The sequence below is a fragment of the Clostridium aestuarii genome (assembly GCF_026735135.1).
In the GTDB taxonomy this organism is placed as follows: Bacteria; Bacillota; Clostridia; order Clostridiales; family Clostridiaceae; genus Clostridium_H; species Clostridium_H aestuarii.
This window is the reverse complement of record NZ_JAPQER010000003.1, coordinates 461,924-485,422: the sequence shown is the minus strand read 5'-3', so window position 1 is coordinate 485,422 and position 23,499 is coordinate 461,924. Positions and strand designations below refer to the sequence as shown.

Below are 23,499 nucleotides of genomic sequence, written 5' to 3'. Positions count from 1 at the left end.
AATTATATAATTAAAATCTTTTTATACCTTCTTTTGTAACAATACCTTTAATCAATGATTTTGCTTTAACTTCTTCTTGTACAATGTTGTAAGCTTTTAGAATAATTTTTTCAGCTTCTTTTTGCTTTTTAGCATTATTTGCATAAATAGTAGCTATTGCTTCATCTTTTTTTACAAAATCACCAATTTTTTTATGAAGAACTATTCCAACAGACAGATCTATTTCACTTTCCTTAGTTTCACGTCCTGCACCAAGCACTAGAGCAGCTATTCCTATATCGTCAGCCTTTATTTCTTTTATATATCCATCTTTTAAAGCTAAAACAGGCTCTATAATACTTGGAGTAGGGAATAAGGAAGTATCATCAACATAAGCTGATTCTCCACCTTGTGCTTCAACAAGCTCTCTCAATTTTGCAAGACCTTTTCCTGATTTAATTATGTCTTCAAGTATTGTTCTGGCTTCTTCAGCTGTTTTAGCTTTTCCTGCTAAAACAAGCATATGAGATCCTAAAGTTAAGCATAGTTCAGTAAGATCAGCTGGTCCCTCTCCTTTTAGAGTATCAATTGCTTCTTTAACTTCTAATGCATTTCCAACAGCAAATCCTAAAGGTTGATCCATATCTGTTATCACACCAATTGTATTTCTTCCAACATGTGTTCCTATATCAACCATTTCCTGTGCTAATGCAAAAGAATCATCTTCTTTTTTCATAAAAGCACCGCTTCCTGTTTTCACATCAAGTACAATAGCATCTGCTCCAGAAGCTATTTTTTTGCTCATAATACTACTTGCAATCAATGACATATTATCAACTGTTGCTGTAACATCACGAAGAGCATATAACTTTTTATCTGCTGGTGCTAAATTAGCTGTTTGACCTCCAATGGCTATTTTTTTCTCATTTACATTTTGCATAAATTTTTCGATTGGCATTTCTACTGAGAACCCTTTAAAAGACTCTAGTTTATCAATAGTTCCACCAGTATGACCTAATCCTCTACCAGACATTTTAGCAACAGGAACACCTGCTGCTGCAACAATCGGTCCAAGTATTAAAGTTGTTGTATCACCAACTCCACCAGTACTATGTTTATCAACCTTTGTACCTTCAATAGCTGATAAGTCAATAAATTCACCACTATTTACCATTGCTTTTGTTAAATCTGCTGTTTCTCTTTTATTCATTTTTTGGAAGTAAATAGCCATCATAAAAGCAGAAACCTGATAATCAGGAATTTCTCCTTTTGTATATCCTTCTACAAAAAAATTAATTTCCCCTGTAGTAAGCTCTTCTCCATTTCTTTTTTTCATAATAAGATCATACATCCTCACAACAATCACTCCACACCTTATAAATATAGTTTAATCACTTCATTAATTTTCTCTCAACTTATTTAAGCTCATTGTCAGCGTCTAATCTTAATACTGCTCTGTAGTATTATTACTATTTCCTTCAGCTATTGCTATAGAAGCACTAGCGCCTATTCTATTAGCTCCTGCTGCAATAACATTTTCTGCATCTTCTTTAGTTCTTACTCCGCCTGAAGCTTTAACTCCAATGTTTTCGCCAACAGTTTCTCTCATTAACTTTACATCTTCAACTGTTGCTCCACCTTTATTAAACCCAGTTGAAGTCTTTACAAAATCAGTTCCAGCTTCTTTTGATAATTGGCATGCTTTAACAATTTCATCTTTTGTTAAAAGACAAGTTTCAAGAATAACTTTTACTAAAGCTTTACCTTTTGCTGCATCTACAACAGCTTTTATATCTTCTTTTACTACATCATATTTTTTATCTTTTAATGCACCAACATTTATTACCATATCTACTTCTTGAGCACCATTTTCAATAACATGTTTTGCTTCAAAAGCTTTTGCTTCTTTTGTTGTTGCACCTAATGGAAAACCTATAACTACACAAGTTTTTACATTACTTCCTTGTAATTGCTTACTTACTAATGAAGTATAATAACCATTTACACATACTGAAGCAAACTTATATTTTTTAGCCTCATCACAAATTTTTATTACTTGTTCTTCAGTTGATTCTGGTTTTAATAAAGTATGATCTATATATCCTGCTAGATTCATTTTTATCCTCTCCTTCATATATATCTTTTTATTTAAATAATAAATAATACTCTAGTAAATTTTACATGTAAGCGCTCACATGTACTTGAAAAGATTAAAATGTAATAAATCACATCTTAATCTTTATTATATATATATCTTTCTGACCCTTTTAAAATAAGTTCAGGCAAAAGCGTTATTCTTTCTATCTGTCTGTTATTTTTTTTATTTTTATTATTTATTTTGTCTATAAGCATTTTTGTACCCACTCTACCTAATTCCGTAGTAAGCCCATTAACAAAACTAATATTTAATCCTAATATATTTAATACATCTAATTTATCAAACCCTACAATAGCCATATCATTTGGAATAGTAATTTTCTCTTCATTAAATGCTTTTACACATCCTAAACTCATCATATTACTACATACAAAGATAGCAGTAGGTCGATCTTCCATTTTTAATATTTTTTTTGTAATTTGATATGCATTTTCATATTTGTAATCACCACAAAAAATATATCTATCCTGTACTTTAATATTGTTCCTAATTAAACATTTTTTATATCCTTTTAATCTCTCTTTTGCTGGTCTTGAATTCATGTCTCCAGTAATAATAGCAATCTTTCTATGTCCTGATTTTATTAAAGCTTCTGTCCCATCATAAGCTCCTCTTACATGATCAATGAAAACCCCACTAAACTCTTCATAATTTACATGTCCATCCATTAAAATAACTGGAATTTCTAATTTCTCAAGAGTATTTAAATATTCACTGTTAAAGTTCTTTTCAGTGAAGGTTGGAGTTATCATAATTCCTTCAATTCTCTGCTGTCTAAGAAGTTTAAGAGCTTTTAATTCTTTTTCCACACTGTCTGCTGTATCAAAAAGTATTATGTTCAGCTCATGTTTATCTGCTATTTCACCTATTCCTTTTATTATTTCTCCAAAAAATGGATCACTTATTTCGGGAACAACAACCCCTATAGTATTTGTCCTACTTGTAGATAAACTTCTTGCTATAGCACTAGGAGTATAATTTAATTCTTTTATTGCTTTTAAAACTTTTTGTCTTGTTTCTTCTTTTACATATCCTGAATTATTCAAAACTCTTGATACCGTTGTACGTGATATACCAGCTTTTTCAGCAATATCATATATAGTAACTGACATCTTATTCCTCCTAATATTACAAAACATGTGACCGGTTTCATGTATAACGTATCACATTCATACAAAAATTTCAAGCCACATATATATAAATAATTTTTTCAACTAAAATAAAAATTAATATGTTTTGTTATATAGATATACTCTATTATAAAGTTCATTTTTAATTATTTTAAACTCATCTGTCGCAATTTTATTTGGATATGACATTATCATTAAAGATACACTTTCTTTAGTTTCATCATATGCAGGTTGTTCATAATCATAGTAATTAAGGTGAAACCCTAACTTTTCATAAAATTCTATTCTCTTCTTTGCTTCATAGTTTTTAGGTTTTTCTACCTCTAATATTATTTTTTTATCAGATTTACGTATAATTTCTTTTATTGTCCTACTTCCATAACCTTTCCCCCTAAGTTTTTTATCAATAGCTATATGTTCAATAAATATAAAATGCTCTAAATGCCATAAACCATAAAATCCAGCCAATACATTATCATAATATATAGATTTTAATTTATAGTAGTCATTACTTAAAATTTCTTTTTGCTGCCTTGCAGTTCTACGCTCATCTTCTGGAAATGACTCACAATAGATTGTCCAAATTTCACTAAATTCTTTCATTTTCTATATCACCTCTAATACTATTATACATAAAAATAACTGCTGATTGTTATCTGTCAGCAGTTATTTTAAATTTAAACTCTATTTTCCAATTTAATTAAATACATCTACTAAATTAAAAAATATATCTTCATTTTGTTTTATTTTAGCTTCATTTCCAAGAACACATAAGCAATTCTGTTTCATAGCTTCATGAATCATATTCGCAAAGCCCTTTATATCTTCTTTAGTAGTCTTTAAAACTTCATCTCTTTCCTTTTGAATATCTTGATCTGTAATATTACTTAAGTAATATGTTATAGCTCTATCTGCCTTCATTGGTGGAGTTAATGGCGTATCTAAATTACTTACTGTTCCTATTATATATTTTGTCATTTCCCTTTCATCTGCATCAAAGTTCATCAAATAGTTTTCTAGATTATCATAAACCTGTAGGGTTTCCTTTAAGTTAGGATCACGATATGATCCAAAGAACATATTACCACTCTTGCCAAAGCTTCCAAAAGCTCCATAAGCTCCTCCCATTACACGTACATTATTCCATAGATAATCTAAACTTGCTATAGTTTTTAATACTTGAAGACTTCCTTTGTATTCATATCCTAATTTTCTATAGTTGCATCCTTTAGCAACATATTGTACATCTGCTTGAGTCAATAGTCCTTCATTACATATTTTCAATTGAAAATCATAATTCTTATATTCCAAAGTTCCACTATTAAATTTATTTAAAAGTGATGGTATATGTTTTTCAGCTTCTTTGTATTCCTCTTCTTCTCCAGCTATACTCATAAGTAAATTGTTTTTATTAAATATTTCAGTTGAAATTTTCTCTAAATTTTCAACAATCTCATCATATTTTTCGTCAAAATTTCTTTCTAATGTTTTTATAAACTCAAAAAATTCGAGTCCTGATATAAGTTCTTCATATTTTCCAGCTTCTGAAAAATATGAAAATAATCTATTTGCAGCTACAATATGTCCGGAACCAAAGATAGCCATTTCTAAGCGAGATTTCATTTCCTGAATTATTTCTTTTAATCTCTTTTTATCATTAAATTTAGTATTTAAAATAATCTCCTCTAAAAGTTCAAACATCTTTGGAATTTTATCTACTAAAGCCTTAGATTTAACTACGAATTTAGGAATAAATTCCCCTAATTTATCATATTTAGTATAACTTGAGGCAATATATCCCATTCCGCCTGTATAAATATTTACTTCATTTGCTAAATCAATATAGCTATATTTTTCAGTCCCTATTTTCCCAATAATTCCTGACAGCAGACCAATATATGGTATTAACTCCTTTTCTACAGCTCTAGTATCAAAAATCAATCTTGTATATACTATCTTATTAGTAAACATTGAATGGAACAACATCTTAGTATTTTCAATTTCTCTTTCTTCTATAGGAGTTTCTTCTGATTTAGGATTTATATCTTCAAGGGAAATTAGTGGTACCTTTTCTAAATCTTCCGTTTTTTCTCCACTTGTTTGTCTTTCTTTTAAAGCTTCTGTTTCTTTTACTAATTTATCTATTTCTTCTTCTGAAAGCGATGCCTTATATTCACTTAGTTTTTTCTTTATTTTTTCAGATTTTTCCTCTGCTAATCCTGCTTTAGGACTTAATATTAAAATAGAACTATGCTTCGTATTTATTAAATATTCTTCTATAAGCTTTTCAAAATAATTTGTATTTAAAGCAGTTTTTATATTTTTAAGGCTCTTTTCATATTCCAAATGAGTCAATGGATTTTCGTCATGAAGCCAGCATTCTAAAGCTTTAGTATAATAAATCAAGCCTTTAGGGTATGTTCTTGTATCAGCTTCTCTTAATCTAAACTCTTTTATATTTATACATGCTTCTACTAGTTTTTTATCAATACCATTTTGTACAAGTTCTTTTAAAGTATCAAAAACTATTTTTTTGAACTCATCTTTTTTATCTTCATTTGAATTTTTTACAATGATACTAAATACAGGTTGTAAAATACTAGTATCATAAAAACCATATATATCTTTGCCTATTCCAGCATCTAAAAGTGCTTTTTTTAATGGTGCTGCTTGTGTTTCTAAAAGCAAGTATTCTAATATCTCAAAAGCTAGATAAAGTTCTGGGTCTGTATTTCTTCCAATAACAAAGTTCAAACTTAAAAATGTTTTATCTTTACACTCATCTGCTGGTGATACAGGATATTCATGTCTTACCTCTTTAATTTCTCCAAAAGATTTTTGAACCCCTATAGCTGAATCCACTTGAGCCTTATCGAATTCATTTAAGTACTCTTCATCAATAAATTTAAGCTGTTTTTCTAAATCTCCATTTCCATATAAATATATATAACTATTAGATGGATGATAATTCTTTTTATGAAAATCTATAAACTGTTCATAAGTAAGGTCTGGTATACATTCCGGATCTCCACCAGACTCTACTCCATAAGTAGTATCTGGGAATAAAGATTCTTGAATTCTTCTGTAAAGAGCATCATCTGGTGATGAAAAAGCTCCCTTCATTTCGTTATATACTACTCCCTTATATGTTATTTCTTCATCTTTGCTGTTAAGCTCATAGTGCCATCCTTCCTGCATTAAAATTTCAGGATATTTATATATATTAGGATGGAATACTGCATCTAAATATACATCCATTAGATTGAAAAAGTCTTTTCCATTTTTACTTGCAATAGGATATAACGTTTTATCTGAATACGTCATAGCATTTAAAAAAGTATTTAATGACCCTTTAGCAAGTTCCACAAATGGATCTTTTATTGGAAATTTTTTCGATCCACAAAGCACTGAATGTTCCATAATATGCGGTACACCTGTACTATCATTTGGTGGTGTTCTAAAACCTATTGCAAAAACTTTATTATCATCATCATTTTGCAAATTCAAAAGTCTTGCTCCACTCTTTTCATGTTCAAATATTCTTGCTTTGGAGTTTATTTCTCCAACTTCTCTTTCTTCAATTAATTTAAAACCATGATATATTTTACTAAGCTCAAAATTCATTCAATTGCCTCCTCTTTTTAATATATATCTAATTAATATTCTACCAAATATTTCTGAGAATAATATACCTATATATATTAAATTTCACCAATTTTAAAATTTTAATTCCTAATACTTGATATATAAAGAATAAAAAAGCCTATTTTTAAAGAAAAACTTTAAATAATAGGCTTTTAGTTTGACTTAAATATATAAATTTAGTTATATGACTACTACTGAACTATATTAGAAATAACTTTCTTTTCTTCCTTTAAATTTTTAATGCTATAATCTAATATTATTAAGTGTCAAGTATAATTCCTGAGACTTAATTTTTCCTAAGTAAACATTTCACTCTAAACTTATTATTTTTTTTACTTTAGGACCTTTTTTATACTTTTCAATAATTGATTTTTAGGTTTAAATCCTACTATTTTTTTCTTAACTTTACCATCCTTTATTATCATTATAGTTGGAATGCTCTCAATTCTAAGAGTATCCGCTAACCTCCCATTTGCATCGATATTAATTTTTACAAACTTAACCTCTTCTCCTAATTCTTTTGATAGTTCTTCTATTATAGGTCCAACCATCCTGCATGGACCACACCATGGTGCCCAAAAATCTGCTACAACCAGTTTATCTGTAGATAATACTTCTTCTTTAAAATTTAAAGTTGATATTTCTTTTATCATTTACTATCCTCCGTATAAACTTTCTGATTTTATATCATATACCGAGAACAATAAATTTGTGAATAATATAATAATAGTACACTCATCTTTTATTTTAAGTTTTCTATAACATTTCTAACTTCTTTAACTATTTTATCTGAAACAGGTAACTCAAATCTTTTTACATAATTATTTTTTAAGAATTTACGATTTAAATTCCTACTATTAATAATCATTTCGCCATCTTCATAAAATTTTATTTCATATATATACCCATCCTTTATGCTTTTCCCAAAAGCCGGTCCATCTAATGTCTTATATATAGGAGTAATTTCATAATAGGGATAATTTTTTTCTTTTCTTATTTCATAATTAAAATTCTCTAAATATCGAATATTTTCTATTCTTAAATTAGAAATAGATTCATGGAAATCATTAATTATTTTTTTGTCTGTAATACACCCTATATGTTCACTACTTTTTGATAAATTCCTCAAATCATTAGTATCAAACTCTCTTTTAACCTTTGTTATTTCAAGTTTATACGGTTTTTCTAAGTTACTTAGCTCAATGATTTCTTTAGGCTCATATAATTGATATAACGGTAGAATAACGCACACTGCAAGTGTAAATAAACCTTTAAATACAATTTTTAAATATTTACTTGAATCTGCATTTTCTTTTCTTACATCTTCAATGGATTTTATGAAATTAGCAATTCCTTTTCCAACTAAAATAGCAATAATTATACTAAAAGTGCCCATACATAAATAATAGTATTTTCTTAGCTCCAAATTATTTGAAAACATAACTAAATATAAACAAAAAATAAAAGAAACAACAATCATTCCTTGTAAAACAAGTATAAGTACCTCAAATGTAGATAAAAATCTTTCTTTCCTCTTACTAATACCATCCTTTAATGGTTTTAAAAAAATCCCTGAAGAAAAAATAACTACAAAAGCAGCAAATGTTATTTTATTATTAATATTTCCTGATATATTTAAAAAAAGTATAAAAATTGAAACAATAATTAAAGCATTAATTATATTATCTATTACATCAATTATACATTTCTTTTCTTTAATTTTTTTATTATCTTCTTCCATTAGAGGTTCCTCCTATTTACTTATTTTTCTTAAAAGCTATATTTTTATAAATTATATCATATATTAACAAAAACCAGTAACTCTCTTTTCTAAACTGAGATTTACTGGTTCTAAAATCATTAATTTTTTTAATTTACACTCGTTTCTTAATAATGAAATTATCTTGAATAAGTAGCCAATTTTGTGGAAAATCATTTCCTAATACCCAATAGAAAAATCCTCTTATTCCTAATTCTTTTACAAGATTAAATTTAGCTTGAATACTTCTTGCATCTTCAAACCAAACTTCATGTACTTTTCCCTGCTCATCAACATAATTAAAGTATGGTGATTGAGAAACAGTATCATATTGAATACTAACTCTATACTTAGCAGCTAATTGGACTGCTTGCTGAGGACTAATTGATTTAGCCCATTGTCCTCCTTTTATATATGGTAACGTCCAGTCATATCCATATAATGGTATACCCATCATGATTTTATTTTTAGGAACCACAGACACAGCATACTCCATCACTTCACGCACTTTATCTATAGGTGCTACAGCCATTGGTGAACTACCTGACCATCCCCATTCATAGGTCATAAAAAATATAAAATCTACAATATTACCCTGAGCTTCATAGTCATGTCCTTCATATAATACTCCAGGTTGATCTTTTGATATTTTTGGGGCTAATGCAGAAGATATAAAATACCCTTTTTTCTTCACTCTATCAGCAGCTTTTCTTAGAAATTGATTATATCTTTGCCGATTTTCAGCTCCTAAGTATTCAAAATCAAAATCTAATCCCTTATATCCTTTTTGATCCATAATTTTCATTGCTTCATCCAATACTTTATCTTGTAAAGCTTCATTAGTAAATATGGCAGTAGCTATTTCAGTACTAAATGTTCCCTCTGCAAAATTAGTTAAAACCATTAAAGGCATTACTTTATTTTTGTAGGCTGCATTAATAGATGGTTCATCCATTAATGGGGTTAAGGTTCCATCACTATTTACATGATAGCTAAATATAGAAAGAAAAGTTAAATTTTCTCCAACTTTATCTACTTCCTGTGCTGAATTTTTTCCTGTAATTTCAGGATCAATATATGCACCAATATCAACTTCAACACGAGGTTGTGGAGGAATATATAGTCTAAAACCGACCGGAAGCATATATGGATTAATAATTCGATTAATCCGTATAATTTCAGAAATAGGAATATTATATTGCCTGCTTATATCAAACAAGCTTTCACCTGGCTGTACCCAATGGAATTTACCCCAAATTGGTATAACAAGTGCTTGACCAGGTACTAGATTAGTTGGATTAGGCACTTCATTTGCTTGAATTAATTGTTTTAAAGGAATTCCATATAACATAGAAATACTCCATAAGCTATCTCCAGGTCTAACAACATGTATTTGCAATATTTCTCACCCTTTTTATTTACTTTTTCAATATAGCATATTCAGCAAATAACTAGTAAGTGATATAATAATCACCAAACAATATAAAAGAGCCTTAAACCATTCAGTTTAAGACTCTTTAAATTTAATAATTATTTTTTAGCTAATTCAACTGCATTTTTACCAGCTATTCTACCAAATGTTGTGATATCTGCTACTGCATTTCCACCTAATCTGTTAGCTCCGTGTACTCCACCAGTAACTTCTCCAGCCGCAAATAATCCTTGAACTACTTCACCAGCGTTAGTTATTACTTGAGCTTCAGTATTGATTTTTAATCCACCCATAGTATGATGTACTGCTGGACCAACTTCAACAGCATAGAATGAAGCTTTGTTAAGTTGAGTTTTCATATTTGATCTTTTAAAATCTTTATCTTCCTTAGCTTGTACATATGAATTATACGTGTTTACTGTTTTTTCTAATTCAGCAGCATCTACACCAATTTTTTCAGCTAATTCTTTTACTGAAGATGCTTCTGTTAGCAAACCAAGTTTAGCATATTTTTCTATTGCTTTTAAACTTTCTCTTACATTTTGATCGAATACTAAAAATGCTGTTTGTCCTTCTTGTTCTAATTCAGCTTTAGAAACTACATCTCTTGTTTCTAATTCATTTATAAATCTTTTAGCTTGTCTATTAACTAATATTGCACCATTACCTCTAACAGCTTCTGTTATAAGTTTACCTTTACCAGGTACTACTGTTGGATGTGTTTGTATTTCTGTCATATCAACTAATGCTACATCTAATGGTTGTACAAGATTAATAGCATCTCCTGTAGCTCCTGGTCCATTAGTTGTTCCAAAACCTTTTAATTCTGGTTTAAATTTTATAACCATATCTTGGCTAGCTCCAAAACCACCAGTAGTAATAATTGTAGCTTTAGCATTTATATTATATTCATTACCTTTACCATCTTTTACTTTTATACCAGTAACTTTATTACCTTCATGTAATATTTCTACAGCTTTTGTTTCTGTTCTTATTTCAACCCCAAGTTCTTTAGCTTTTGTGTGTAACACTTCAACTAAGTGAGCTCCTACTGCTGCTCCTCCTGTAGGTCTGTGACATCTATTAACGCTAGCTCCACCCATTCTTCCTACATCAGATAAATCAGCGCCTCTTTCAGTTAACCAATCAACTGTTTTAGTAGCATTTTCAGTTAATACTTTTACTAATTCAGGATTGTTTTTATTTTTTCCACCTTTCATAGTGTCTTGATAGAATAATTCAACACTATCGTCAATTCCTTTTTCTTTCTGAGCTTTTGTTTCTGCCGCATTTAATCCACCAGTTGCAAAATTAGTGTTACCACCAACAACTGCATTTTTCTCTACTAATATAACATTTGCACCATTTTCTTTTGCTTCAATAGCTGCTGTAAAACCAGCACCACCTGCACCTACTATAACAACATCTGTTGATGTGTTTTCAGCTTTTGCTGAAGCTTCAGTAGTTTTTTTAGGAGTTAATTCAATTCCTGATTTTTTAACAGCATCTGCTACTGCAGATATTATTGCTGAACTTGTTATTGTAGCTCCTGAAATTGCATCTACTTCAGCACTGTTTGCTGCAATAATAGTATCGATAACCTTTGTAAACGTATCTTTAGTAAATTCTGATTCATGATTCTCAACAACATCAATTTTCTTGATTTCTTTGTTTTCAATAGTAACTTCAACTTTAATTACACCATTTTTACCTTTTGCTTCTCCCTCAAAAGTACCGGAACCTGATGATGCTTTCTTAGAAGCTCCACATCCAGCTAGTGCCATAATCATAATACCAACCAATAAAAATATTCCTATTTTTCTTAAGTATTTCATGTTTACCTCCTATCATTCATCTTTTATTTGTAGAATGTTTAACTATCTTTATAAAAAGTATATTAAATTTATATTAACAATTCAATGTTAAGTACATTTGTTTCATTTTGTTCATATAGTAAATTAACTTAATATACCTAAATTTATATTTTGCGGATATTTTTAATACATATTGTTACTTTAAATTAATAAATACGTAAATATTCCGTGTTTTTTGTATATTATAAACCTCATCAAAAGAATAAAAAGCTTGTTAAATAACAAGCTTTTTATTCTTTCAATTTATATTTATTTAAAGGTCTTCCTACTTTTCCATATTCCATTTCAAGAACAACCGTTCCTTCTTTTTCTAAGTAATCCAAATATCTTCTAGCAGTGATTCTTGAAACTCCTACTTTTTTAGAAACTTCTTGTGCCGTTATAGTATCTCCTTTTATACTTCTTATACATTCAACAATTTTGTCGTAAGTATGTTGACTGAAGCCCTTAATATCTTTAATATCCCCTTTATCTTCATTAAAAGAATTATTTTTATCACTAAAGGTAATTTTATCTATTAACTCTTGCTCTACATTCTTTATATTCTTAAATTCATCTTTCCTATTTCTATATTTTAACAGGGCCTCTTTAAACCTGTTAAAAACAAAAGGTTTCACAAGATAATCTACAACCCCATAACGGAAAGCTTCTTCTACAGTTTCCATACTTTTATCTGCCGTAATTAATATTACATCGCATTTTATATTTTTTATTCTAACCCACTTTATTAAATCAACACCTCGTCCTTCTGGGAAAAATACATCTAATAAAATTAAATCTGGCACACTTCGCAATATTGCTTCTTTTGCTTTATCAATAGTATTCACACTATCATATAAAACATATCCCTCAACTTTATTTAAAAATTTCTCGTTTATTTCTTTAACCATTGGATCGTCTTCTACTATGAGCACTTTAATCATATTTACTGCTCCTTTCCATTGGTATACCAATACTCCAAATAGTACCATTGTCCTGTAAAAGTTCTATTTTACCATTAGCTTTATCCACTATTTGCTTAATAATCCAAAGTCCAAATCCTCTTTTTCCGCATTTTGTAGTAACTCCTCTATCAAATATTTTGTCTCTAATTTCTTTATCAATACCTCTTCCGTTATCTTGTATCCAAATTTTTAATTCCTTTTCATCAGAATTTATCCTTACTAATATCTCTCCCTCTTCTATTTTCACTAATTCATCTATAGCATTTTCAATTAAATTACCAATGATAGAACAAATTTCTCCTTCAGTTACACCTTCTGGAATATCATCTAAATATGATTTTGAATCTATCTTTAAAAATATTTTTGCCTCTGATGCTTTATAATATTTAGCTAATAATATTCCTGCTATATAAGAATTTTTTATTCTATTATCCAAAAGTCCTACAATTTCTTGCTTTTTTTCAGATGTATCTGATATATAATTTACCGCTTTATCATATTCTTCTAACTGAATTAGACCTGAAATTATATGAAGCTTATTCATAAATTCATGATTTTGAGCTCTAAGTTCATTGGTCATTTTCTTTATACTCTTCAATTCTTCTGCCATTTGTTTGACTTTAGTTAAATCTTGAAAACTGGAAGCAACACCTGTAACTTCATTTTTATGATTTTTTAATAAAGTATGACTACATAATAAGGTTTTATCTGAAGCAATTTTTATTTCCTTATCATAAACACAATTTTTAGTTCTTAAAACTTTCATAATTTGATCTGCATAAACAGAACTAAAACTATCTATATTCTTTCCTCTATCAGCATCACTAAACCCAAATATTTTTTTTGCAGTTTTATTAAAAAATATTATTTCACCTTTTTCATCAATAGCTAATATACCATTTTTTAAGCTTTGTAAAACAATCTCTCTTTGTCCTAATAATAAAGCAATTTCTTTAGGCTCTATCCCAAAAATTGTTTTTTTAATATTATAAGATAAAATTGCAGCACCTAAAATTCCAACCAATAATCCTATTGCTAAAGTTAATTTAAAATTAAACATATGCGTTGATATCTCTTTATTTACAGTATTATTTAAAAGTCCTACTAATACTGCCCCCACTTGCTCTTCTTTATAATAAATAGGTGCAAAAGCTCTTATTGCTGAAATCAATACGTTCCTATCAGCAGACACATAATGTTGTCCAGTTTTAAGAACCTGATCTTCTCCTCCACTTCTATAAACTTTACCTAAAGCATTTTCATAAGGATATGAATATTTTATTCCTTTCATATCCATAACTATAATATATTGAAACCTTGTCTTTTTTCTGAAACTTTCTACTGTTTCCTGAATAACTTCATAATCTTTGGTTGTAGCCAACGTTTTCTTAATAGATTCCATCGAAGCTACTGTTTGAGCCAAATCCATTGCATTATTTCCCATTTGTGTTTCCACTGTTTTTTCAACTTGTTTTAGAGTTAAAATTCCAATTCCTCCAATAACTAAAGTTAAAATAATAGTTATAAATAAAGTTATCTTATATTGTAATTTCACAAAAATATCATCTCCTATGCTTTAATTAAAAACATGACATTTCAAACTTTCCTTGAAATGTCATTTGCTTTAACTGTCAATTATCTTTTTTATTTTAGCTTTTCCCAGTGCATTTTTAACAGCATCAATAAGTCCTTGACTTGTAAAAGATGCCCCAGCCACAACATTTACCTCCACACTATTAGCTTTTATAATTCTCTCTGGCATCTTATTATAGACTATATCACATAATTCTGGAGTTTCTTGCTGTTCAACTATTTTGATTTCCTTAATTTTGTATTTATTAGTAATAACTTCAACTTTTATTTCTCCATGATGACCTTGTCCTGTTCCCTTATATGTTCCTTCTTTGTATAAAAGTTTTTTGTGGTTAAATATCGTCAATGTAAATACTATAAATACACAAAATATAATAAATACTATCTTTTTCATTATTTACTCCTCCATAAAATAAACTTTTCATCTCATTAAGAAACTTTGTTTTTCCAAGGACAAATAATAGTTTCCAAGATATCAATAATAATAAACATTGCTAATCCAATAACACTTAATATTACAATTCCAGAATACATTTGAACATAATTAACTCTCATCCAAGAATCCATAATAAAATAACCCATTCCATATTTTGTTCCAAAATTTTCTGTAAAAAACAATACGGATATAGATGTTCCTATGCTAATTCTTATTGAAGTAAGAATTGTTGAATAAATACCTGGAAATATAACTTCTAATATAATTTGAAATTTACTTGCACCCAAAGAATACATAGGATAATAAATTTCTTCTGGTATATTCTTAACTGCATCTCTAATATTCACAACCATAGGAAAAAAAGTAATGAAAAATATCATAATAATTTTAGTGGACTCTCCCAAACCAAACATCAACATTATTATAGGTAATAAAGCTATTTTTGGTACAGGATAATTAAAATATATTATAGGTAATAATACTGAATCTATTTTTTTGTATACTCCCATAATAATTGCCAAAGGTACCCCTAAAATCAAAGTAAATAGTATTCCAAGTACAACTCTTTTCAAACTATATAGTAAATGTAATGCCATTTCTCCTGAAAAATTTTTCATAGTATATTTCATAATATTAAAAGGAGTTGGAAATATTGGTTTATTTATAATTAAAGCTGAACTTTGCCATAATATAAGAATTAATAAAATAGCACATAAAAAATTCCTCTTTTCATATTCATCTAGTCTCAATTTTCTTTTCTCCTTTTAAAATTTTTCTAATTTCCAAATTCAAAGTTTCAAACTGATCATTAAAATCAAGATATTTTTTTCCAAACAAATCATTTTTTATGATTTTTTTTATTTTACCTGGGTATGAAGACATTACTACAATTTTCTGTCCTAAATAAATTGCTTCTTTCACATCATGAGTAACTAATATTGTTGTAACCTTATGCTCATTCCATATATCTAAAAATAATCTTTGAGCATCTTCTCTTGTAAGCACATCTAATGCTGAAAATGGTTCATCCATAAGTAACAAATTAGGTTTTAACAAAAAAGCTCTAGCTATGGATACACGTTGCCTTTCTCCTCCACTTAATTCAGATGGATAGGCTTTTATATGTTTTTCTATATTTAATCTTTTCAAAAGTTCTTTATAAAGTTTCATATCTATGTTTTTTTTGCCATCTTTAATCCTAGATGATAAAAGAATATTTTTCTCAACTGTTTTCCATGTAACCAACCCATAGTTTTGAGGTATTAATCCTATTCTGTTAAATCTTGGATTAGCCTTAACTCCATCAATATAAGCTTTACCCTCATATTTTTTTATTATTCCAGCCAAAACTTTTAGTATTGTGGTTTTCCCTGCTCCTGAAGGACCAATGACAGTACATATTTCGCCTTTATCAATATTTAAACTTATATTTTCCAAAGCCTTATTTTTTTTATTTTTACTTTTATAGCAAACTGTTAAATTATCCATTTCAATCATATAAACACACCTATATAAATCAAATTCCACTTTGCCAGTGGTAATACAATTCATTTTCAATACCTAAACATTCTAAAATTCTTCCCACTGTACCATTTACTATATCATCAATAGTTTTTGGTTTTTGATAAAACGCTGGCATAGGAGGAATAATATTTACATTAAGTTCACTTAATATAAGCATATTTTTTAAATGAATAGAATTAAAAGGAGTTTCCCTTGGAACCACTATCAATTTTCTTTTTTCCTTTATCATTACATCTCCTGCTCTTATAATTAAACTATCAGAAATACCTCCACTTAATTTAGCTATTGTTGACATAGAGCATGGTACAATAATCATTCCATCTGTCTTGAACGAACCGCTTGCTACAGCAGAAAACATATTATTTATGTTACAAATCTTTATTTTGCTATTTTTCGTATTTAAATTTTCAATCCACTGATTAAAATCATATTCCATTTCATACTCTAAAACCTTTTTACCATTATCTGTTACAATTAAATAAATCTCGCACTCCCTCTTGATTAGTTCTTCCAATAAACGAACTCCATAAATGCTTCCACTAGCTCCAGTTATGCCAACTATATATTTTTTCAAAGAATCACTCCTAAATTTCTTATATACATATTTTTGGATTTAAAATTATATTAAATACATTCTAAGCCCAAATTGTATCTAATATTGTAAAGAGCAGAATTAAAGGACTAATAATTTGATTTATACTATAAGCTGCTACTTTCATTTTCTTTTCATTGGATGGAGATATAATATAATGCTCTATCCCTAATAATATAGTAGCAATAAATACCCCTGTAAGATAAATCCACGTTAAATTCATAATATAATACAAAGCTATTAATAATAATATCATTATGCAATGAAACCCTTTAGCTATAACAAGTGCTCCTTTTAATCCAAATTTTGCCGGAATAGAAAATAATCCATTTTCTCTATCAAATTTTATATCTTGTGTTCCATAAATTATATCAAACCCTGCAACCCATAATGCCACAACTGCTCCTAAAACAAATGGTGGAAATGAAAATTCGCCTGTAACTGCAATCCACGCACCTACAGGAGCTCCCGCACAAGCAATTCCAAGCACAATATGACAAAACCAAGTAAATCTTTTAGTGTATGAATAAATAAAAAATAAAAATAATGCTATAGGTGTCAGCCTTAAACATAAAGGATTTAGTTTGTACGCCGCAAAAGTAAACAGTGTAAAACAAACTATCACTATTCCCCACACCTCATAACTATTAACTATTTTTCTTGGCATATGACGTTTTGCAGTTCTTGGATTTTTCTTATCTATATCTTTATCAACCCATCTATTTAATGCATTGGCTCCATTTCTTGCTCCAGTTAATGCAACTAAAATCCAAAAAATTATTTCAAAAGATGGTACTCCTTTAGCTGCCCAAATCATTCCTATAATCGCAAAAGGGAGTGAAAATAGAGTATGTGAAAACATAACCAATTCGCCATAAGTTCTAATTTTTCTTAATACATTAATATTATTCAATGCCATATTTTTCCCACCTGTTATCAACTAACTCCTTGATTTTTCTTGTCATCTCTATATCATCTGGCCATGGTCTAGTATGCCCTTCTGATTTCCATTTTTTCGTTGCATCAATACCTAATCTGTTTCCATAAAAAGCCGTATTAGAGGCATGGTCTAAAGCATCTAAAGGTCCTTCTGATATTACTAAATCTCTTTTAGCATCAATATTATTGAATACTTTCCAAGCAACTGTAGATACATCATGCGGGTTTACATTTTCATCAACAACAATAATCATTTTGGTATACATCATCTGTCCCATTCCCCAAAGAGCACTCATAACTTTATGCGCGTGTTTAGGATAAGATTTTTTAATTGAAACTATAACACAATTGTGAAAAACTCCCTCTAACGGGAAATTCATATCTATAATTTCTGGACACTGAATTTTTAATAATGGAAGAAAAATTTTTTCTGTAGCTTTTCCTAAATAACAATCTTCCATAGGAGGTTTACCTACAATTGTTGTAGGATATACTGGAGATTTCTTTCTTGTAATTTTCTCTATATGGAAAACTGGATACATATCTGCTAATGAATAATACCCTGTATGATCTCCAAAAGGTCCTTCTAATCTCATTTCATCCAAATCTACATATCCTTCTAAAATAAATTCGGCATTAGCTGGTACATATATATCATTGGTTATGCATTTTACTAATTCTACAGGGGATTTCCTTAAAAAACCTGCAAAAATCATTTCATCAATCATCTTTGGAAGTGGAGCTGTTGCAGAATATATCACAGTAGGATCACAGCCTAACGCTACTGATACAGGCATTTTTTTGCCAAGTTTCCTATACTTTTCATATATTTCTCTTCCATCTTTGTGAAGATGCCAATGCATTCCAGTAGTTTTTTTATCATAAACTTGTAATCTGTACATTCCCATATTCTGTTGATTTGTTTCTGGGTCCTTTGTAATTACCAAAGGAAGAGTTATATATCGTCCTCCATCTTCCGGCCAACACTTTAAAATTGGAAGCTTATCTAAATCTGGTTCTTCAATAACTTCTTGGCAAGATGCTTTTTTAACTTTTTTAGGAAAAACCCTTGCTAATCTGGCTAGCTTTGGTACCGACTTTATTTTATTCATGAGAGTAGCATAACTTGCTACATCCATGAATTCCATAATTGTATTCGCTATTTCATCTAAATTCTCAACTTCCAGAGCCATATTTAATCTTTCATAAGTTCCAAGAGAATTTATAAGGACAGGATATGGTGAGTTTTTTACTTTTTTAAACAAAAGTGCTTTACCATATTTTTTAGAAACTCTATCTGTAATCTCTGTTATTTCTAAATTACTATCTACTTCAATATTTATCTCTTTCAAAAGATTATTCTTTTTTAGAGTAGTCATAAAATCCTGTAAATCCTTATATGCCACTTAATCAACCCCTTAAAATACTTTTCTTTAATAACATCTGTTAATCAATTTTTTCACAATCTGCTTCAATATATCCTTACTTTCACAATCTTGTAATTGTTCAATACCATTAAAAGCTCTTTGTGTATATCTCTCAGCTATTTTCCTAGCTTTTTCTAATCCATTATATTTTTTTACTAAATCAACAATACTTTTAACCTCATCCTCATTAAAGTTAGAATTATCTAGTATATTGGATAACTCTCCTGATTTATCTTCTTGTAATGCTAGTATAATAGGTAGCGTATAATATCCCTGTTTTAAATCACTTTGAGCACTCTTACCTAATTTTTTTGTCTCTCCATCATAATCCAACAAATCATCAACAACTTGAAATGCCATACCAATATTGTATCCAATTCTTCCAAGTAATTTTACTGTATTCTCATCACATTCAGCTTCTTTTGCACCTATTGAAAAACTCAATACAAATAAAGCTGCTGTTTTTCCTGAAACAATTCTTATATATTTTTTTAAATCAACTTTTCTAGTATATCTAAAATAATTCTGTTTAATTTCTCCCATACAAATCTTTTTTACAGCTTTAGATATACTTCTCATATTGTCCATTGTATAATCATCCTGCGAGAGCATGCTAAAACACTGACAAAATAAAATATCCCCAGCATAAACTGCATATTCTTTTCCATATTTTGATTGTATACTTTCGCACCCTCTTCTCAATTTTGAATTATCAATTATATCATCATGTATTAGAGTAGCTAAATGAAGTATTTCTATAATCGCAGCAAGATTATGCATTTTTTTCTTATCGTATTTCCCAAACTTTGCTGACAACAAAAGGAACGCTGCTCTCAGCATTTTTCCTCCATTATCAACCAAGGGTATAACTGAATCTTGAAAATATTTTTCAGAAGTCTTAATATTTTCTTTTATAATATTTTTAACACTTTCTAACTCTTTAGAAACCTGTGGATATTTATCCCAAACTTTACTCATATCATCACCTTTACTTACCTATCTAAATTTAATCTTTTACATTAGGTTATCCCATAGAAATTAATTTGATACAGCATCAACTTTTATTTCCATATTTCCTTTTATCTCTATAACCAATTTATGTGGAAGACAAACTATAGTTTCTCCTACTTCTTTTTTAAATCCTGTCTTTACACATATTTCATCAAAGCAATCTGCCTCCGTTATTTCTACTCCATCATCATGAATTTTTATAATATTTTTTCCATCCTCAGTATTAATTTCTATAATATCTTCTTTATCATTAGAAAGAGGAACTGATTTATATAAATTACCTTCTACATATATTTCAGCATAAATTTGATTACTATTTTGTTTTATAAAATTACTTCTATATTTATTAAATCCAAAAAAAGTTATAGCTATTACTAAAAACAATACTACTATAATTAAATCTGATTTTTTCATAAACTCCTCCTTTTATAGAGTCATTTTCTAATAGTATATATATTTATTTTAAATTATTAATTTTCTAAAATATTTATCTTTTTATTTACAATTAAAATTAAATAACTTTAATTTCAATTTAAACTTTTAATTAACTCTCCTAATACCATATAGTCAAATGTCCTTTTAAAGAATTCTTTAAAAGGACATTTGACATTATATTGTAAAAAGGGGAAGATAAGTTTATACGGTCTTACTATAAAAAATTTACTATAAAACTAATCAACATATAAATAATTTTTCTTCACACAGCCTATTTTCTTCCAATATTTTTTCAATACTGGAAATAAATAATAATCTAAGCCAAAGGTGCTTCCTGTTCCTCCTATTAAAGCTACGCCTGCACTTAGGTACCATAGCATTTCATATGGAGCCATACCTGAAGTCCAAACCATCATTCCCATAGCAAGTGAAGCGATTGATGCAAGCGCCGTAAATAATCCAGCTATTAATAATAATCCTACTATTATTTCTCCAATTACCATACATGTTTGGAAAACTTCTGCTAAGCCTGTAAATCCTCCATCAGCTGTATAGAAGAAAGTATCCATAGACCACTTAACAATATTTTCTATAAATTCTGGTACAGGTAATGCCTCTACAACTTGTTCAGCCGCATTTGTAGCAGTTTCAGCCGCAGCAGATGCTCCACTAGTAGCTGCTGCTGGTGAAGGCGGTATCAAAAATACATTAGAAGGATTCTCTAATATTTTAGGTAGCTTGTGTAATCCTTGTTCTAACCATTTATACCCAACAAATACTCTAAGCACTACTAACCAGAAATTTGGAGATGCTTTAGCAAAATGACCTCCCACAAGACTTCTTTTATCTTTAACATGGAAAAATTCATGTAAAATATAAGACCAACATTTATTAAATCCAGATACTTGGAAGAAATAAACTAAATTTATTAAGTGTTTTACAAACATGGCTGCAAATCCAGACAATCCAAAGAATTTACCTGGTTTTCCTATATGAGCTACACCATAACGTCCTCCAATACATACCATTGCTCCATGGAAAGCTGGTTTATACGATTTCTTTTCTCCACCTTTTATGTCTGTATATATATTTTGTGCAATTACTGGAGCGGAATGTTCTGCATTTTCTACCATCTGAGGAACTGGTCTTTCTTCACCTTCTGGAATATAAAATATATTATCACCAACAACATAAACATTGTCATAATCTAAAGATTGTAGTTTATCATTAGTTACTATTCTTTTTCTACCTTGCTGCTTCAACTCCATATTACCAATTGTATCTGAGCCTTCAACTCCAGCTGCCCAAATTACAGTTTTAGTTGTTATTTTACCTTTTTCACCTAACTCAACTGAATCTTCTGTAACCTTTGTAATACCTGAGCCTGTTATTATTTCAACTCCTAATTTTTGAAGTCTTTTTTCAGCTTTTTTAATTAGCTTGTCCGGAAAAATCGGTAAGATTTTAGGCATAGCATCCACTACATATAACTTTACTTCATCTTCATCTACATAAAATTCTTTACATAATCTACTCTTCCATTCAGCCAGCTCACCAATCATTTCTACCCCTGTAAATCCACCACCAACTGCAACAAAAGTTAACATTTTTTGTCTTTTTTCTTTATTTGTTTCTTTTACTGCTTTTCTAAACATATTAAGAATATGCTCTTTCAAATTAACAGCATCTTCATAAGACCATAACTGATGACTGTACTCTTCTGCTCCTGGTATACCAAAAAATGTTGGTTTACATCCAGTACCTATAACCAAATAATCATATTCATAAGAATTATTTTGCGATTTTATAACTTGCTTCTTAAAATCTATATTAGTAATTTCATCAAGTACAACATTAACTTTTCTTTTTGCAAATATTTTCTTCAAATCAATTCTTATAGAATCTTCTGGAACTCTACCAGCTGCAACTTCATGAAGTTCAGTAAGCATAGTATGGTATGGCTTTTTATCAATAAGAGTAATTTCTATATTATTATCTTTTTTAAATTTTTTAGCGAGTTTTTTAGCAGTCAATACTCCGCCGTACCCGCCTCCAATGACGATTATTTTCTTCTTGTTGATCATAATTTACCTCCTATTAGTTTTTAAATAAAATAAATAATCCCTTGAATATTTGGATTTCTCTCTTTTTCTACATTTAATTGTACCTTGTACCACCACTTAGTTTTTCAAATTTTAATCTAATTTAATTTTTCTAATAATTTTAATTTTTCTAGTTAAAATTTTATCACATTAATGCTAAAAATCTATGTTTCTTGCATTTTTGGTCATAAAAAAAATTTTAAAATAAATTTTGTTCATGCTTTTAACAAAATTTATTTTATTATATTTCATTTTCTTTACTTTAAAATTATTTGATGTTATAATTTCAAAAGTCACGTAATACTGTAATAAACTCACCTCACCACTTAAATATTGAATTAATAAGAATCTTTTCTAATTTAAATAAGTTTTACAACAATTAAAAAAACATCATTATTTTAAAAATCCCTTAAAAATAATTTTAATTTTTCATCTCATTTTAAAAATAAAATCATAAATATTAGTTAAAAATAATATTAAATTCAAATTGTATTTTGAAAAAACATTAAATTAGGAGAT

Annotated in this window: 20 protein-coding genes; all 20 read right to left on the bottom strand. The window is 28.7% G+C overall.

Annotated features, from left to right (window positions below; all coding sequences use genetic code 11):
• Window positions 1-10: 10 nt before the first annotated feature.
• The 20 genes from OW763_RS10440 to OW763_RS10345 all read right to left on the bottom strand — a co-directional run bounded on the left by OW763_RS10440 (window position 11) and on the right by OW763_RS10345 (window position 22,962).
• Window positions 11-1,336: a pyrimidine-nucleoside phosphorylase gene (locus OW763_RS10440; RefSeq protein WP_268041062.1), complete on the bottom strand. Its 1,326-nt coding sequence runs from the start codon at window positions 1,334-1,336 to the stop codon at window positions 11-13.
• A gap of 87 nt (window positions 1,337-1,423) precedes the next feature.
• Window positions 1,424-2,095 (bottom strand): deoxyribose-phosphate aldolase, encoded by a 672-nt coding sequence (deoC, locus tag OW763_RS10435; RefSeq protein ID WP_268041061.1) that lies wholly within the window; start codon window positions 2,093-2,095, stop codon window positions 1,424-1,426.
• A gap of 116 nt (window positions 2,096-2,211) precedes the next feature.
• The gene (locus OW763_RS10430) at window positions 2,212-3,249 is read right to left on the bottom strand and encodes a LacI family DNA-binding transcriptional regulator (protein ID WP_268041060.1); all 1,038 of its coding nucleotides are present in this window, start codon (window positions 3,247-3,249) and stop codon (window positions 2,212-2,214) included.
• 114 nt (window positions 3,250-3,363) lie between these two features.
• Window positions 3,364-3,870, bottom strand: a complete 507-nt coding sequence (locus OW763_RS10425) for a GNAT family N-acetyltransferase (RefSeq protein ID WP_268041059.1) — start codon at window positions 3,868-3,870, stop codon at window positions 3,364-3,366.
• 93 nt (window positions 3,871-3,963) lie between these two features.
• Entirely contained in the window at window positions 3,964-6,891 is a 2,928-nt protein-coding gene (locus OW763_RS10420) for an insulinase family protein (RefSeq protein ID WP_268041058.1), read from the bottom strand.
• Window positions 6,892-7,244: 353 nt separating this feature from the next.
• A complete protein-coding gene (gene trxA / locus OW763_RS10415; RefSeq protein WP_268041057.1) occupies window positions 7,245-7,565 on the bottom strand; it encodes a thioredoxin in 321 nt (106 codons plus the stop codon).
• Between the two features lie 89 nt (window positions 7,566-7,654).
• Window positions 7,655-8,653, bottom strand: a complete 999-nt coding sequence (locus OW763_RS10410; protein ID WP_268041056.1) for a hypothetical protein — start codon at window positions 8,651-8,653, stop codon at window positions 7,655-7,657.
• A 133-nt stretch (window positions 8,654-8,786) separates the two neighbouring features.
• The gene (locus tag OW763_RS10405) at window positions 8,787-10,070 is read right to left on the bottom strand and encodes a glycoside hydrolase family 18 protein (RefSeq protein WP_268041055.1); all 1,284 of its coding nucleotides are present in this window, start codon (window positions 10,068-10,070) and stop codon (window positions 8,787-8,789) included.
• Window positions 10,071-10,201: 131 nt separating this feature from the next.
• The gene (locus OW763_RS10400; protein WP_268041054.1) at window positions 10,202-11,938 is read right to left on the bottom strand and encodes a flavocytochrome c; all 1,737 of its coding nucleotides are present in this window, start codon (window positions 11,936-11,938) and stop codon (window positions 10,202-10,204) included.
• A gap of 269 nt (window positions 11,939-12,207) precedes the next feature.
• Window positions 12,208-12,900, bottom strand: coding sequence for a response regulator (locus OW763_RS10395; RefSeq protein WP_268041053.1), 693 nt, complete (start codon window positions 12,898-12,900; stop codon window positions 12,208-12,210).
• The gene (locus tag OW763_RS10390) at window positions 12,893-14,476 is read right to left on the bottom strand and encodes an ATP-binding protein (RefSeq protein WP_268041052.1); all 1,584 of its coding nucleotides are present in this window, start codon (window positions 14,474-14,476) and stop codon (window positions 12,893-12,895) included. Before OW763_RS10390 ends, OW763_RS10395 begins: the two co-directional genes overlap by 8 nt.
• Window positions 14,477-14,545: 69 nt before the next feature.
• Window positions 14,546-14,908: an FMN-binding protein gene (locus tag OW763_RS10385; RefSeq protein WP_268041051.1), complete on the bottom strand. Its 363-nt coding sequence runs from the start codon at window positions 14,906-14,908 to the stop codon at window positions 14,546-14,548.
• 35 nt (window positions 14,909-14,943) lie between these two features.
• Entirely contained in the window at window positions 14,944-15,699 is a 756-nt protein-coding gene (locus OW763_RS10380) for an ABC transporter permease (protein WP_268041050.1), read from the bottom strand.
• The gene (locus OW763_RS10375; RefSeq protein ID WP_268041049.1) at window positions 15,686-16,447 is read right to left on the bottom strand and encodes an ABC transporter ATP-binding protein; all 762 of its coding nucleotides are present in this window, start codon (window positions 16,445-16,447) and stop codon (window positions 15,686-15,688) included. The genes OW763_RS10380 and OW763_RS10375 overlap by 14 nt, the downstream gene beginning before the upstream one ends.
• A gap of 19 nt (window positions 16,448-16,466) precedes the next feature.
• Window positions 16,467-17,048: a UbiX family flavin prenyltransferase gene (locus tag OW763_RS10370; protein WP_268041048.1), complete on the bottom strand. Its 582-nt coding sequence runs from the start codon at window positions 17,046-17,048 to the stop codon at window positions 16,467-16,469.
• A gap of 61 nt (window positions 17,049-17,109) precedes the next feature.
• Window positions 17,110-17,985, bottom strand: coding sequence for a UbiA-like polyprenyltransferase (locus tag OW763_RS10365; protein WP_268041047.1), 876 nt, complete (start codon window positions 17,983-17,985; stop codon window positions 17,110-17,112).
• Window positions 17,972-19,411, bottom strand: coding sequence for a menaquinone biosynthesis decarboxylase (locus OW763_RS10360; RefSeq protein WP_268041046.1), 1,440 nt, complete (start codon window positions 19,409-19,411; stop codon window positions 17,972-17,974). Before OW763_RS10360 ends, OW763_RS10365 begins: the two co-directional genes overlap by 14 nt.
• A 27-nt stretch (window positions 19,412-19,438) precedes the next feature.
• Complete coding sequence (locus OW763_RS10355; RefSeq protein ID WP_268041045.1) at window positions 19,439-20,410, bottom strand: polyprenyl synthetase family protein; 972 nt, start codon at window positions 20,408-20,410, stop codon at window positions 19,439-19,441.
• A 60-nt stretch (window positions 20,411-20,470) separates the two neighbouring features.
• On the bottom strand, window positions 20,471-20,857 hold the full coding sequence (locus OW763_RS10350) for a NusG domain II-containing protein (protein WP_268041044.1): 387 nt from the start codon (window positions 20,855-20,857) through the stop codon (window positions 20,471-20,473).
• Between the two features lie 257 nt (window positions 20,858-21,114).
• Window positions 21,115-22,962: an FAD-dependent oxidoreductase gene (locus OW763_RS10345; RefSeq protein ID WP_268041043.1), complete on the bottom strand. Its 1,848-nt coding sequence runs from the start codon at window positions 22,960-22,962 to the stop codon at window positions 21,115-21,117.
• Window positions 22,963-23,499 lie beyond the last annotated feature (537 nt).

What these genes read in the sequence shown, in the direction of transcription:
- deoC (WP_268041061.1), bottom strand. Translation starts at nt 2,095, where the DNA reads ATGAATCTAGCAGGATATATAGATCATACTTTATTAAAACCAGAATCA.
- OW763_RS10430 (WP_268041060.1), bottom strand. Translation starts at nt 3,249, where the DNA reads ATGTCAGTTACTATATATGATATTGCTGAAAAAGCTGGTATATCACGT.
- OW763_RS10425 (WP_268041059.1), bottom strand. Translation starts at nt 3,870, where the DNA reads ATGAAAGAATTTAGTGAAATTTGGACAATCTATTGTGAGTCATTTCCA.
- OW763_RS10420 (WP_268041058.1), bottom strand. Translation starts at nt 6,891, where the DNA reads ATGAATTTTGAGCTTAGTAAAATATATCATGGTTTTAAATTAATTGAA.
- trxA (WP_268041057.1), bottom strand. Translation starts at nt 7,565, where the DNA reads ATGATAAAAGAAATATCAACTTTAAATTTTAAAGAAGAAGTATTATCT.
- OW763_RS10410 (WP_268041056.1), bottom strand. Translation starts at nt 8,653, where the DNA reads ATGGAAGAAGATAATAAAAAAATTAAAGAAAAGAAATGTATAATTGAT.
- OW763_RS10400 (WP_268041054.1), bottom strand. Translation starts at nt 11,938, where the DNA reads ATGAAATACTTAAGAAAAATAGGAATATTTTTATTGGTTGGTATTATG.
- OW763_RS10395 (WP_268041053.1), bottom strand. Translation starts at nt 12,900, where the DNA reads ATGATTAAAGTGCTCATAGTAGAAGACGATCCAATGGTTAAAGAAATA.
- OW763_RS10385 (WP_268041051.1), bottom strand. Translation starts at nt 14,908, where the DNA reads ATGAAAAAGATAGTATTTATTATATTTTGTGTATTTATAGTATTTACA.
- OW763_RS10375 (WP_268041049.1), bottom strand. Translation starts at nt 16,447, where the DNA reads ATGATTGAAATGGATAATTTAACAGTTTGCTATAAAAGTAAAAATAAA.
- OW763_RS10365 (WP_268041047.1), bottom strand. Translation starts at nt 17,985, where the DNA reads ATGGCATTGAATAATATTAATGTATTAAGAAAAATTAGAACTTATGGC.
- OW763_RS10355 (WP_268041045.1), bottom strand. Translation starts at nt 20,410, where the DNA reads ATGAGTAAAGTTTGGGATAAATATCCACAGGTTTCTAAAGAGTTAGAA.
- OW763_RS10350 (WP_268041044.1), bottom strand. Translation starts at nt 20,857, where the DNA reads ATGAAAAAATCAGATTTAATTATAGTAGTATTGTTTTTAGTAATAGCT.
- OW763_RS10345 (WP_268041043.1), bottom strand. Translation starts at nt 22,962, where the DNA reads ATGATCAACAAGAAGAAAATAATCGTCATTGGAGGCGGGTACGGCGGA.